This is a genomic window from Gluconobacter oxydans DSM 3504 (genome assembly GCF_000583855.1).
GTDB classification, from domain to species: Bacteria; Pseudomonadota; Alphaproteobacteria; order Acetobacterales; family Acetobacteraceae; genus Gluconobacter; species Gluconobacter oxydans.
Genome location: NZ_CP004373.1, coordinates 2287752 through 2300997, shown reverse-complemented (window position 1 = coordinate 2300997; position 13246 = coordinate 2287752). Strand labels below are relative to the sequence as shown.

Here is a 13246-nt window from a genome sequence, read left to right as displayed (position 1 = left end):
AAACGGGGACGGCTGATCAGCCGATCACACCCATGATGTCGCTCTCTTTCATGATCAGCAGCTCTTCGCCGTCGATCTTGACCTCGGTGCCGGACCACTTGCCAAACAGCACCTTGTCACCAGCCTTGACGTCCAGAGCCACGACCTGGCCCTGCTCGTTACGGGCACCCGGGCCGACAGAAACGACTTCGCCTTCGGTCGGCTTGTCCTTGGCGGTGTCAGGAATGATGATGCCGCCAGCGGTCTTCTCTTCGCCCGTCAGGCGACGGACCACCACGCGGTCATGAAGGGGACGAAACTTCGTCATGGATCGCTCCATTTATGGTCACACCCTTGTACAAAGCAGCGTGACCGGGTTGCTGCACTCAATGACTGCAGTGCATTTTGGCACTCTCACATGGAGAGTGCCAAAGACATAGTCGCCCCCACCTTCTGCGTCAAGGATTCTCGCTTTCATCCGAGGGTGCTCCGGAAGAAAGTTTCCGCCCGTCCAGAAGCGCCTGCATCCGCTGTTTTTCAAGCGTTTCAGCCAGTTTCTGCCCTTTGGTGCGGCCGTGCAGACGGCGGTTCGCATCGGCGACCTTCGCATCCTCTACGCTCTTGCGGCGTTTGCGTTCCCGACGGAGATTGATGACGTCGCTCATGGCTCATGGCCTTCCGGGCATTACAAGACTGGATACACAGACATGAAACACAGCCCCTCGGACAACAAAACCCCTGCCTCCAGCGCTGACGGTCACATGACCAGCCTGACCGCATCCGATGGCCACAGCTTCAAGGCCTGGGAAGCCGGCTCCGCGGAGTCGCCCCTCGCCGTCATCGTCGTGCAGGAAATTTTCGGCCTCACCACCCATATCCGCAACGTCTGCAACGACTTCGCAGCCGAGGGCTTCCATGTTCTTGCCCCGGCTGTCTTTGATCGCGTCAAATCCGACGTCATTCTGGAATACACGCAGGCCGGCGTGACCGAAGGCTTGGAACTGCGCAGCAAAATCCCGTCCGAAAAGACCCTCGCCGACATCGCCGCCTGCGCAAAGGCCCTGCGCGACGCCGGCCACAAGAAAGTCGGTATCATCGGCTTCTGCTGGGGCGGTCTCCTCGCCTGGCTCACCGCCACCCGCACGCATGACGTGGACGCGGCTGTGAGCTGGTATGGCGGCAGCATCGGCAACCATGTCGAAACAGCACCGCACTGTCCGGTCGAGCTGCATTTCGGCGGCGAAGACTCCTCCATCCCCCACACCGAAATCCAGAAGATCCGCGACGCCCGCCCCGAAGTCGAGGAATACGTCTATGACGACGCCGGCCACGGCTTCGGCTGCCCCGAGCGCCCGAGCTTCAACCGCGATGCCCGTGATCTCGCCTGGTCCCGCAGCGTCGATTTCCTGACGTCTCATCTCGAACAGAAGTGAGCCCCACCATGACCACGGACAACATCGCCGGAAAGGTCGTCCTCATCACAGGCGGCAGTTCCGGACTTGGCGAGGCCACGGCCCGTTACCTTGCCGCCCAGGGCGCAAAGGTGGCCATCGCCGCCCGCCGCCGTGACCGGCTGGACGAGATCGTCTCCGAACTTACGGCACAGGGCCAGACCGCCCGCGCCTACACGCTCGACGTCACGAAACGCTCCGAGGTCGAAGAGACCGTCGCCGCCGTCACCCGCGATTTCGGCCGTCTGGACGTTCTGGTGAACAATGCCGGCCTCATGGCCATCGCCCCCATCCGGAAGCTGATGGTCGATGAATGGGACCGGATGATCGACATCAATATCAAGGGCGTGCTCTACGGCGTCGCCGCCGCCCTACCGGTGTTCGAAAAACAGAAATCCGGACACGTCATCAACCTGTCCTCCGTCGCTGGCCTGAAGGTCTTTGCTCCGGGCGGGACCGTCTATTCCGGTACGAAATTCGCTGTCCGCGCCATCAGCGAAGGCCTGCGGCAGGAAGCCGGCAACACCTTCCGCGTCACCTCCATCGAGCCCGGCGCGGTCCAGAGCGAACTCAAGTCCGGAAGCGGTGACACAGACAGTCGCAAAACCGTGGAAGAGTTCTATAAGATGGCGATCCCGGCGGACTCAGTGGCCCGTGCCATCGCCTTCGCCATTTCACAGCCTGACGACGTGGACATCAACGAGATCGTCCTGCGCCCGACCAGACAGGAGTTTTAAGATGAGCAGCAATCCGCTCAAAGACGACCCCAAGCGCGACGCCGCAATCCGCCACGAAGCGCGCCTCCTGTGGGAAGCCGACGGCAAGCCGGCCTGCGGCCCCGAAGGCTATATCGAGAAGGCCACCGACCTGATCGCCATCAAGGGCGTCCCGCAGGGCACCCCGGTCAAGGACCTGCCGCCGCCGGAACTCGACGGCGTGGAAATCGACGATGCCCGTGCAGGCATTGATGTCGATGCAGACCCGAACCACAATTTCGACTGATCCCGTCAGCCGATCACGGTTCCAGCCGCGCCCGCATCATGCCGGCGCGGCACCCGCAGAGCCTCAGTCCTGCTTCAGAACACGCCCTGCAACGGCATCAAGCTTGGCCACCAGCTTCGGATCACGGGCAGCAGGTGCCGTGATGATCGCATGATCCAGTGCCCGCTCGGCGCTCGCATCCACCGGACGCTTCTTCCCGAGCACCGGAATGACAGCCTTCACCAGGCGACGCGCATTATCCGCATTCCCCTTCATGACCTTCACGACGGCCTCGACCGTCACACTGTCATGGTCGGAGTGCCAGCAGTCGAAATCCGTGACCATGGCAACGGTCGCGTAATTCATCTCGGCTTCACGTGCGAGCTTGGCTTCCGGCATGTTCGTCATGCCCACGACCGAGCAGCCCCAGGACCGGTACAACTCGCTTTCGGCGCGTGTGGAGAACTGCGGGCCTTCCATCACCAGATACGTCCCGCCCCGCGTGAACGGGATCCCGAGCGAAGCCGCCTCGCCCTGCACCACATCCAGCACACGTGCCGAAACCGGGTCCGCCATACCAACATGCGCCACACAGCCCGTGTCGAAGAAGCTCTTTTCACGCGCAAAGCTGCGGTCAATGAACTGGTCCACCAGCACGAAATGCCCCGGCGGCAGCTCTTCCTTGAGCGACCCCACAGCCGAAAGCGACAGGATATCCGTCACACCGGCCCGCTTGAGCGCATCGATATTGGCGCGGAAGTTCAGACGCGACGGCGGAATGGGATGCCCCCGCCCATGACGCGGCAGGAACACGCACTGCACGCCCTCGAACGTGCCGAACAGCAGTTCGTCCGAAGGCTCACCCCAGGGCGTTTCCACCCGGCGCCATTCCTTGTTCTCGAGTCCGTCAATGTCATACAGCCCCGAGCCACCGATCACACCGATGACGGGCTGGATTTCCTGTTCCGAAGACATGTCTGCTCCTGATTTCTGGTTGATCCGCTCGCCTGTTCTGGACCACGAGACGGCCCGACACGCAAGCCTTGCGGCCCGCAAGCAGCGCGTTGCAGCGTTCAGAGAAACTTTTTCACAAAACAGGACCGTTTTTACGAAATGAAAACGTCTTTGCGCCATCGTCCCGCCACGGATGCCCGCGACGAATGAACGTCAGACATGCATCAGCCAACTGTTCGGCGACGGTGCGATTTGCTAGGACACTGCGCGTAACGAAGTTTTGTCCTGTATAGACGGGGGAAGAAAACATGGACCAGATCAGCCCCGGTTTCGCTGAAACCGTTCGTCCAGACGTGCCTCACGACGCCCTCAAGCAGGACGCCAAAGCCTGGTTCGAAACCCTCCGCGACCGCATCTGCGCGTCCTACGAAGAACTCGAAGACGAAGCAGCCGAAGGCGGTTCGCAGGTCCTGCGTGACCGCACGGCTCCCGGCCGTTTCGAACGCACTGCCTGGAGCCGCCCCGAAGGCGGTGCCGGTGTCATGTCCGTCATGCGCGGCCGCGTCTTTGAAAAGGTCGGCGTCAACGTCTCAACCGTCTGGGGCGAGTTCTCCCCTGAGTTCCGCAAGAACATTCCCGGCGCTGACGAAGACCCGCGCTTTTTCGCAACCGGCGTCTCCCTCGTCGCCCATCCGTGCAACCCGCATGTGAGTGCTGCGCATTTCAACACGCGCATGATCATCACGACGAAGGGCTGGTTCGGTGGCGGCGGCGACATCACCCCGATGTTCCCCGAAAGTGCGGAAGCCCAGTCGGACGCCGCCTATTTCCACAAATCCTTCGAAGACGCCTGCAACCGCCACGACCCGGAGCACTATCCCCGCTTCAAGGAATGGTGTGACCGCTACTTCCACCTGCACCACCGCAACGAACCGCGTGGTCTGGGCGGCATCTTCTACGACCAGTTCTATACCGGCGACGTCGATCTGGACTTCGCCTTTACCAAAGACGTCGGCATGGCCTTCCACGACGCCTACCCGGCCGTCGTCCGCCGCCGCATGTTCACCCCCTGGACCGAAGCCGACCGTGACGCCCAGCTCATCCGCCGCGGCCGCTACGTCGAGTTCAACCTGCTTCACGACCGTGGCACGCTGTTCGGTCTGAAAACGGGCGGTAACACCGAAGCCATCCTCATGAGCATGCCGCCGGAAGTCCGCTGGCCGTGAGACTGACCCGACGTGCAGCCCTGAAGGGGCTGGCGGCTCTGACCGGAGCCGCTCCCCTCCTGAAAAACCCGGCCCGCGCGGGCACCCTGACGGATGTCCAGCTCCTTCTGGGCGGCACGCTCGCCTCCACCCCCGGCCAGTTCGCAGAACTCGCAAGCGGTCCCCTGTCCCACGCCCTGGGACTGGAGACACCCCTCGAACTGACCCCCGACATCGGACAGGACGGCGTCCGCGCTGCCAATCTGTTCGACGCCAACAGCGCGCCTGACGGCAACACCGCCCTGGCCCTGCCCGGCGCCACCCTACTGGCATCCCTGACCGGCGATTCCCGCGTCCACTACGATTTCGGTCGCTGGATTCCCGTCCTCGTGGCTTCAACCACAACCGTCGTCATCGCGCGCGCGGAGCTGCACAAGACCCTGCGCAGCCGCCTGACGGGTTTCTTCCATGATCATCCCGTCCGCCTCGCGGTCTCCCATATCGGCGGCCCGGAACTGAACGCCCTGATGGGTCTGTCACTTCTCGGCCTGCGCCCCATTCCCGTGCCGGGCTATGTCGATTCATCAAACGCCCTCACCGCCCTGCATGAGGGCACGGTCGATGCGGTCCAGATTTCCCCTTACACGCTCGACCGCCCGCTTGATGATGTCCTCGCCAACCTGCCGGAAGGTACGAGCGCGATCTATTACACCGGCGACCTGACCGACACGCATGCGACGACCATTCCCATTTTCATGGAAGCCTATCAGCAGGCCCGACACCGTCCGCCCGAAGGCCCGTTCTACCACGCCTGGCAGGCCGTTTCCGCCGCAGCCGATACAGCCATGGCCGTCGCCCTGCCCATGCTGACCCCACCTGAAATCGTCACGCAGTGGAGCCACGCATGCTCGGCGGTCGGAGCGGATTCCGGCATCCGGCGCTGGGCCGACCTGCATCATTTCAAACTGGCAACGGGCGAAAATGCCGCCCCGTTCCTGTCACGGACGGTCCCGGATCTCGGCGCCACGCTGGCCCTGCGCCGCTGGCTGGCCGTCAACACACCCCGCTGGCGCGAAGGGCAGGAAACCCGCCACCTCTGACAGGATCAGCGGCGGCGCGTCTTCAGCAGAATGCGGACCGATCCGTGATTGGCCGCATGGGGATGCACCACGGCCAGAACCATGGACCGCAGATCCCCCCGCTGAAGCCACATCGGCAGCTCGCGACGGATCAGCCCGCTGGTCTGCCCGCTCCCCAGCCCCGTCACAACCTCGACACAGCGCCAGTTCCGTACCCGTGCCCGCTGCATAAAGTCATAAAGCCGCTCAAACGCTTCCTGCACGACATAGCCATGCAGATCGAGCCGCGCATCGACCTTCATCTGCCCGCGTGACAGACGCTTCCAGCTCGTATCATCCAGCCCCGGTGCGCGAACGCCAACGGCAAGCTCTGCCGGACGTGACACAGGCTTTTTCGGCTGGACCGGAACAAAGGAACGCCGGGAGACCACAGGTGCCGAGCGCGCAGCTTCAGGTATGGGCGCAGGCGGCCCGGCCTTCGCCACAGGCATCATGCGACGCGGCGCGCGCGGAGAGCGCAACGGCTTGATGTCACGGACAACCATCCGCCACAACGTCGCCTCGTCCTCTCTCAGATCCCGCTTCGCCACACCATCCTCGCTTGCTGTCCCATCCGCATTGCCCGGTCGGGAATTCAGGTCCCGAGCATGTAACGGGTTCCAGCGCCATTGAACAATGTTCTTTCGGGATTTCGGCACTTACGCCGCACTGATACATTTACTTTCAGGTTCCATTTCCGAGAGAGCAGACCCATGAGCCATCTCACACAGGAAGAACGCGACAGCCTGCCCGACAGCGCCTTCGGCCTCCCCGAAAAACGCGCCTACCCGATCGACACCCGCGCCCGCGCCAGCAACGCCAAGGCCCGCGCCACGCAGGAATACGAACGCGGCCTCCTCACGGCCGAAGAGCGTGACCGGATCGACAAGGCCGCCGACCGCCGCCTCGCCCAGGACGACTAAAACTTCCCGCAATCGCAAATTCACTTGACGTTAAGGGACATGCCGTCAGTCTCGCTTGCACGCGGTGTTACATGCGCTGGCTTTCGAAGCGAGACTGACAAAGGATTTTTCATGCCCCTGCCTTTCCTGCGCAAGATCCTGCCCCTTCTTGCGAGCACGGCCCTCTGCGTCTCTGGCCTCGCCAACGCTCCCGCAGCTCATGCCGCAGCCCCGGCCGCTACCCAAAAGCCCGGAACCATCACCGCCTCGGCTCCACTTGCCGACGCTCTCGGCCTTCCGGACACCGGACGCTCCCTGCGCATCACCTATCTTTCGACCAACGGCATCACCGGCAAAGGCCTCGTTCCCGTCACGGCCGAAATCATCCTGCCCGCCGGTCCGGCGCCTCAGGGCGGCTGGCCGATCGTCGCCTGGGCCCATGGCACCGTCGGCGTGGATGACAGCTGCGCCCCGTCCCTCAACCCTGTCAGCGACCGCAACCGCACCTATCTTTCCGCATGGATGAAGCGCGGCTTCGCCATCGTCGCCACGGATTATCAGGGCCTCGGCACACCCGGTACCCACCCCTATCTGGACACCCGCGTCGAAGCTTACAGCGTCCTCGACAGCGTCCGTGCTGCCCTCGCCAATGTCCCGGAGCTGAAAAACCGGATCATGATCGTCGGTCAGTCCCAGGGAGGCGGCGCTGCCGTCGCCACAGCGTCCTACGCACCAACCTACGCACCCGAACTGGACATCCGCGGCACCGTGGCCACCGGCGCGCCTTACGTGACGCCCGAACTGCTCAGCGGCCTGCTCAAGGCCGCTTCACAACCCGGCGTCGGCTACAGCCCGCTGATCAATTACGTCTTCTACCTTGCCGCCGGACTGGAAGGACGCGATCCCCATTTCCGCCCCGAACAGGCCTTCACGCCCAAAGCGCTGCCCGTCTATCGCAACGCCGCCCATGAATGCCTGACCTCTCTGTCCCATCAGACGCAGGAAGCCGGCCTGACCCTGCAGAACAGCCTCCAGCCGAGTTTCCTCAAGGCCATGAGCCCGGCCCTGAAAGCCATGGCGTTCCCTACGCTCAAGCTGGCCCAGCCCCTCTTCACCGGCACCGGAACAGAAGACCGCGACGTGCCCCCCGCCCTGCAGCTCGGTCTGGTCAAAGCCGCCTGCGCAGCAGGCTCAACCGTTCAGGCCCATCTCTACAAGGGTCTGGACCACAGCCAGGTCGTAAACGGCTCCCTGCCGGACTCCGCCACTTTTACGACAACCGTCATGACCGGCCAGCCCATCACCCCGCAGTGCAATCCCGTGCCGGAATAAGCGGAAGGGAAATAAAGCTTCTCCCTAATCCCCAGCAGGCAGCACGATTGTCAGAAGAGAAAACTCTACTGACAATCGGAACTTTCAAACCGCTGAAGCGCATTCTCAAGACAGGGCGCAATCGCCAGACACCCAGCCACCTCTCCCGTGTCAGAAAGATAAGCCAGCGCTTCCAGAAGAATTTTCAGGTCACCGGAGAAATCCGGATAGTCCACAGACTTTATTCGGAACAGTTCCCAATCATTTACATGCTCCGCATCACAATGAAGATTCTTCTTAAACTCAGGGGGAAGTGCTTTCAGCCATTTACCATTTACCGGATTACGGAATCCGATACCATTTTCTTCATCGAATTTCAGATATGAGATGACTCTTGTCTCGCTCAATTCTTTTTCTATGTAAAAGGGTGGCAAAGAGGAATGATCTGCAAAAATAAATGACTTGTTACCCACTGTGGCTACAAGAACATCATAATCCCCAGCTTCCTTCGCATCTCTCGAAAGAAGAATATTTTCATGACTTGCAAAGAAAATATTCCCTCTGTTTTTCCGCTCCAGAAATCCCAGTCCCAATTTTTCTATTATTGTTTTCCAATACGCATGTGACTCCGCAGCATTCACCAGAACTTCCGCAAGCGTTGAAGGATCTACCTTATCCTCACTGTATACGTAGCGTATCTCGGCATCATGCGTCGCATCCATCAATTCGTATGAACGCGCAATAGGCCGGTCTTCCGGGCAGATGGCTATGCCTTTCGGCGCCCCCGCAAAAATCGACGTATGAAAAGCCGAGCCAATAGGCCCTATGACAATATTGTCGTTAAATATCTTGATCTGATCGGCAACAGACAGGTCTTCAGGCCGAACAACCTTTACCCCACGTCCCGAAAGTTCGGCGCAGAGATCCTCTTCGTTACAGGGCAGGCGACTATTATAGAGAGGATTGACCCTCGAGAGATATACCATACCTTGGAAGTCAAATCTGCTTTCCTGAACCGCCTTCAACGATAGCGCTTTCAGATATTTTGCATAGCCCGTGTAAACAAATCCATCTTCAGAAAAAGCCTGCCCCGGTATGGTAATGGAATCAAATCTTAATGGCACACGGGGAATAATAATCTGTTCTTTTCGGACACCTGCATAACGAAGCAGATCGACCATCCAGGGTCTGGAAAAAATCTCTTCAACGGTCATGTCACTATGGAAAAGCACCAGCGTTTCCGGTGAACATTCCCTTGAAAAATACCAGAGTGTGTTCAGACATTCTGTGATGAAATGGCCGTAATGGTCGCCAATACACCCTCCATACACAACAGGCCGGTCCTGGTAAGAGGCTTTCTCCCCATTTTTCTGCGTCGTCAAAGCCTGTGTTTTCAATACAGGCGGATAACTTGAGAAAAGAGCGTTCCCGAGGATCTGTCGTCCTGTTTCATCAAATAACCCAAAGTCCTTGTCGAGACCGCCCTCTCGTCGTGGAACGTAGAGAACATTACGCCGTTCAAAAACTTCCGGAAAACCCTCTATAACAGAACCAGAAATATCATATTTGATGCAATCCTTGATATAATCACTCATATCATATCCTGTTCTGAAATAGTTTTGTTTCAAATCGATAGCGAAGCTGTTCTCCGCTGTCCATATTACTTATTAAAACTCATCAAGCCGCAAACACACGATTTCAGCCGTGCGAAGAACCGCCTGATACAGGCAATCCATATTAACGGTCCTGTATATATAAAAAAAACCGGAGAGGTTTCCCTTCTCCGGTTTTTTACTGGGCAATACTAAAGCCTCAGTTCGGGGAATCAGAACCCGACACAGGAGCCTGCAGCGGCTGGTCAGCCGGCACATCCTTCAGCGGAATGCCCTCATACTTGCCCGTCAGCGTCTTGAGGAACGCCACAATGTCCGTGACGTCCTGATCGGCAATGTCATGATCCGGCGTCTCATAACGGGCCATCTCCCGCACGACCTGCTCCAGCGTGGTGGCCGAGCCGTCATGCAGCCACGGACCCGTCAGCTCGACATTGCGCAGGTTCGGAACCTTGAACCGCTCACGATCACCTTCCTTATGCGTCACAGCCATACGGCCTTCATCGGCATCCGTCAGCTTCGTGTGACGGTTCTCGAAATACGGCCCTTCCAGACCAAGGATCTCGTAGGCGTCACCACCCACGGCAATGCCACTATGGCACCCCGAGCAGCCGATTTCCTTGAAGCGCTCATACCCGCGCTTTTCCTGCGCCGTGATCGCCTTCTCATCGCCCTTCAGATACAGGTCAAAACGGCTGTCCGGCGTGATCAGCGTCTTTTCATATTCCGCAATCGCCCCCGTGATCGTGTCCTTGTCGATCTGGTCCGAGCCGAAAGCCGCATTGAACTGCTCGGCATAACCCGGCGTGCTGCGAACATGCTCGGACACCGTGTTCCAGTCATGCGAGCCCATTTCCAGCGGGTTCATGACCGGCCCTGCCGCCTGCTCCGCCAGATCCTTCGCACGGCCGTTCCAGAACTGCGCCATGCTGAACACGGCGTTATAGACGGTCGGCACATTGATCGGCCCCTTCTGGCCACCAATGCCTGTCGCGGTCGTCAGATTGTCCACGCCACCCTTGTTTAGACCATGGCAGCTTGCACAATTGAGCGTGCCATCACCCGACAGACCTTTGTCGAAGAACAGCGCCCGGCCCAGCTCGGCCTTCTTCCAGTTCACATCAACACTCTCGGGGATCGGCTGGATCGGCTCACCACGGAACTGCGCCGCCACCCCCGGCGTCGCATAGTAACGCTCACGCTGCTCACGCACCCATTTCAGAATGTCCGCACGCTGCTTCTCGTCCAGATGCGCATGCGGATGCATCAGCAGATAGGCTGCCGGCGGCATCCGGTTCTGTGTGATGACTTCCTCGATGCGCGAAAGCTGCTCAACGGAAGGCGGCTTGCCATCCTGCAGGGCCGTCAGAACCGGCGCATATTCGAAATGACGCTGCCCCTGCACCAGATCACGCTTCATAATCTGATTGGCCAGCGGCAGCTTGAAATAGAACGGCAGTTCGACATTCTGCGTATGGCAGTAATCGCAGCGCACTTCCCGAAGGGCCGCGAACGCCGCCATGGCCGTCGGGTCCTGACGCGTCGGGCTGCTGGCAGGCAACTGCGGTGCTCCAGCATGATCAAAATGCTCAAGATAAGTGACGGTCCCGCCCCAGGCGACAACGCCCAGCGCCACCAGACCGGCAATTCCCTTTGTAATCGTGCTGGAACGCACCACTTTTCTCCTCATACTCACGGTGTCGTGATAATGCGGAAAAGTGACACACAAAGTCAAAGTGATTGAACCTGTCAGAAAAACAGGTGCTGTCGATTAATCCTCGTCCTCATGATCGATCGCCGCACGCACCCGCTTGCGCGCCACGTTCACATAGGACGTATCGGTATCAATCCCGATCCCCACACAGCCCATCCGCTCCGCCGCCACCAGCGTCGTGCCCGACCCCATGAACGGATCAAGCAGCACACCCCCCGGCCGCAGCCCGTGCAGCCGGATGCACGCCTCGGGAAGCGCCACAGGGAACGTCCCCGGATGGCTGAACTTCTCCTTGCGACTGCGCACGGTCTCGTAAGGAATAAACCACGTATCACCCCGACACCGCCGGTCCGTGATGTGCTGCCGCCGCACGATATTGCTCTTATCCGTAAACGGCACACCCGCATCCAGCCGCTGCACCGGCACATTCCCCGTCTTCGTCAGATGGAACACATGCTCATGATTGCGATTGACGAAACGCGCCGAGTTCAGCGGCTTGAAATGCCCGTACGTGATCTCACCGACCGAAATCGACTTGATCCAGGTGATGTGGTTCTGCAGCACGAACAGCTTGCGCAGTCGCGTCATCAGTTCGAACGGCATCCAGGGCTGTGAGGACGATCCGGCGATATTCAGGAAAAACGACCCGTCATCCTTCATCACCCGGCACAGACTGGTGCAGACATCCTCCAGCCAGTCCAGATACGCGTCCTCGGGCAGCCGGTCCTGATACGTCCGGTACGGCACCCCCAGATTATACGGCGGAGACGTCACCACAACGTCCACACTCTGCGACGGCATCCGTCTGAGAACCGTCGTACAGTCCCCCCGGATCAGCGTATGGACACCGAGCTTCTCCCGGCGACTGCGGATCATTGCGCCGCAGAATCCGCAGGAGGCCGCGGCAGGAACAGCACCATCCGGCCATGCGCATGCAGGTTCCCCGCCACGGACTGCGCGGTCGCCCCCCAGCCCGTGAACAGATCGGCCCGGCCGGCGCCCTTGATGTCCGTCCCGATATCCTGAGCAAACACCAGATGATCCCAGGTCACAGGCTGACCCGCCCCATAAGGCAGCTTCGTCTCGACCCAAAGCGGCATGGCAAACGGCACCACGGACCGATCGACCGCCACGGAACGCCCGGCCGTCAGCGGCATCCCGAACGCCCCTTTCGGACCCTGCGCCAGATTGCCGTCATCGCGACGGAAAAACACGTAATTCGGATTGCGCTCCATGACGGACATCATCCGGTCCGGATGCGCCTCAAGCCAGTTGCGGATGCTGTCCATGCTGACACCATCCGCCGGCAGTTCGCCATCCTGCACCAGAAGCCGCCCGAGCGGCACATAAGCCTGCCCGTTGCGCCCGTCATAGCTGACACGCACTTGTCCACCATCCGGCAGGATCAGCCGCCCGGAACCCTGGATCTGAAGGAAAAACAGATCCACCGGGCTTTTCAGCCAGGCAATCTCAAGCCCCTGCCCGGCCAGCGCCCCGCCATCAATCGCGGCACGGTCATAATACGGCGCGAACTGCCCGTTGACCCAGCGCCCGCTGACCATCTGGCCATTGGTCGCCTTCGCCCGCACCAGATCGCGCGGACGACCATAGACCGGCGTCTGATAGGCCCCGCCCCGCGTCAGGGACGCCGGGATCTGCGGCTCGAAATAGCCGGTATAAAACGCCTCCGTTCCCGCCTCGTAAGGCTGGAACCACGTCTCCAGATAGGTTCGCGCATCCGAAGCCGTCGCCAGCGCCGCACAGGCATTGCTCCAGTCGGCAGCATGACGCCCATAAGTAATGGCCTCGCTCCCGCCAAGGACCGTCTCGGGCGGCAGCTGCGACAGACGATGACACTCATTCCGCAGCAGCGGCATCAGCGACGTGAAATCCTCCTGCTCCCATCCGGCAAGCGAGTCATATCCGACAGGAGAGAGCGAAAGCGACGAGGGCGCATTCTGGGGCGTGCATCCGCACAGCGCGCCAAGCGTCAGCAGGGTCAGCAGTTTCTTCATCGG

At 60.3% G+C, this 13246-nt stretch carries 15 protein-coding genes; 7 read left to right on the top strand and 8 right to left on the bottom strand.

Features of this window, described 5'->3' with window-relative positions; all coding sequences use genetic code 11:
* Nucleotides 1-16: 16 nt before the first annotated feature.
* The gene (groES, locus tag GLS_RS10195) at nt 17-307 is read right to left on the bottom strand and encodes a co-chaperone GroES (RefSeq protein WP_024717078.1); all 291 of its coding nucleotides are present in this window, start codon (nt 305-307) and stop codon (nt 17-19) included.
* 130 nt (nt 308-437) lie between these two features.
* Complete coding sequence (locus GLS_RS10190; protein ID WP_041112137.1) at nt 438-644, bottom strand: DUF4169 family protein; 207 nt, start codon at nt 642-644, stop codon at nt 438-440.
* A 42-nt stretch (nt 645-686) separates the two neighbouring features.
* Between GLS_RS10190 and GLS_RS10185 the strand changes: the two genes are divergently transcribed.
* From GLS_RS10185 to GLS_RS10175, 3 genes are read left to right on the top strand one after another with little or no spacing between them, the layout of a single operon-like run.
* Nucleotides 687-1412, top strand: a complete 726-nt coding sequence (locus tag GLS_RS10185) for a dienelactone hydrolase family protein (RefSeq protein WP_226986568.1) — start codon at nt 687-689, stop codon at nt 1410-1412.
* Nucleotides 1413-1420: 8 nt separating this feature from the next.
* Nucleotides 1421-2167 (top strand): SDR family oxidoreductase, encoded by a 747-nt coding sequence (locus tag GLS_RS10180; RefSeq protein ID WP_041112136.1) that lies wholly within the window; start codon nt 1421-1423, stop codon nt 2165-2167.
* A gap of 1 nt (nt 2168) precedes the next feature.
* A complete protein-coding gene (locus tag GLS_RS10175; RefSeq protein ID WP_226986567.1) occupies nt 2169-2432 on the top strand; it encodes a hypothetical protein in 264 nt (87 codons plus the stop codon).
* Between the two features lie 63 nt (nt 2433-2495).
* On the opposite strand, the gene GLS_RS10170 is transcribed toward GLS_RS10175, so the two are convergent.
* Nucleotides 2496-3386 (bottom strand): S-methyl-5'-thioadenosine phosphorylase, encoded by an 891-nt coding sequence (locus GLS_RS10170; RefSeq protein ID WP_041112135.1) that lies wholly within the window; start codon nt 3384-3386, stop codon nt 2496-2498.
* 287 nt (nt 3387-3673) lie between these two features.
* On the opposite strand from GLS_RS10170, the gene hemF reads away from it, so the two are divergent.
* The gene (gene hemF / locus GLS_RS10165) at nt 3674-4591 is read left to right on the top strand and encodes an oxygen-dependent coproporphyrinogen oxidase (protein WP_041112134.1); all 918 of its coding nucleotides are present in this window, start codon (nt 3674-3676) and stop codon (nt 4589-4591) included.
* Nucleotides 4588-5670, top strand: a complete 1083-nt coding sequence (locus GLS_RS10160) for a type 2 periplasmic-binding domain-containing protein (protein ID WP_041112133.1) — start codon at nt 4588-4590, stop codon at nt 5668-5670. Before hemF ends, GLS_RS10160 begins: the two co-directional genes overlap by 4 nt.
* Nucleotides 5671-5675: 5 nt before the next feature.
* On the opposite strand, the gene GLS_RS10155 is transcribed toward GLS_RS10160, so the two are convergent.
* Entirely contained in the window at nt 5676-6239 is a 564-nt protein-coding gene (locus GLS_RS10155; protein ID WP_041112849.1) for a Smr/MutS family protein, read from the bottom strand.
* Between the two features lie 162 nt (nt 6240-6401).
* Here GLS_RS10155 and GLS_RS10150 point away from each other — a divergent pair, with 162 nt between their 5' ends.
* A complete protein-coding gene (locus GLS_RS10150; protein ID WP_024717082.1) occupies nt 6402-6611 on the top strand; it encodes a hypothetical protein in 210 nt (69 codons plus the stop codon).
* A gap of 111 nt (nt 6612-6722) precedes the next feature.
* Complete coding sequence (locus GLS_RS10145) at nt 6723-7922, top strand: alpha/beta hydrolase (RefSeq protein WP_052327554.1); 1200 nt, start codon at nt 6723-6725, stop codon at nt 7920-7922.
* A 65-nt stretch (nt 7923-7987) separates the two neighbouring features.
* On the opposite strand, the gene GLS_RS10140 is transcribed toward GLS_RS10145, so the two are convergent.
* From GLS_RS10140 to mltA, 4 genes are all read right to left on the bottom strand, one after another.
* On the bottom strand, nt 7988-9496 hold the full coding sequence (locus GLS_RS10140) for a glycosyltransferase family 61 protein (protein WP_041112132.1): 1509 nt from the start codon (nt 9494-9496) through the stop codon (nt 7988-7990).
* A 217-nt stretch (nt 9497-9713) separates the two neighbouring features.
* On the bottom strand, nt 9714-11204 hold the full coding sequence (locus GLS_RS10135; protein ID WP_405002417.1) for a cytochrome-c peroxidase: 1491 nt from the start codon (nt 11202-11204) through the stop codon (nt 9714-9716).
* An 81-nt stretch (nt 11205-11285) separates the two neighbouring features.
* Nucleotides 11286-12104, bottom strand: coding sequence for a DNA-methyltransferase (locus tag GLS_RS10130; RefSeq protein ID WP_011253407.1), 819 nt, complete (start codon nt 12102-12104; stop codon nt 11286-11288).
* Nucleotides 12101-13243, bottom strand: a complete 1143-nt coding sequence (gene mltA / locus GLS_RS10125) for a murein transglycosylase A (RefSeq protein ID WP_041112131.1) — start codon at nt 13241-13243, stop codon at nt 12101-12103. The genes GLS_RS10130 and mltA overlap by 4 nt, the downstream gene beginning before the upstream one ends.
* Between the last annotated feature and the right edge of the window lie 3 nt (nt 13244-13246).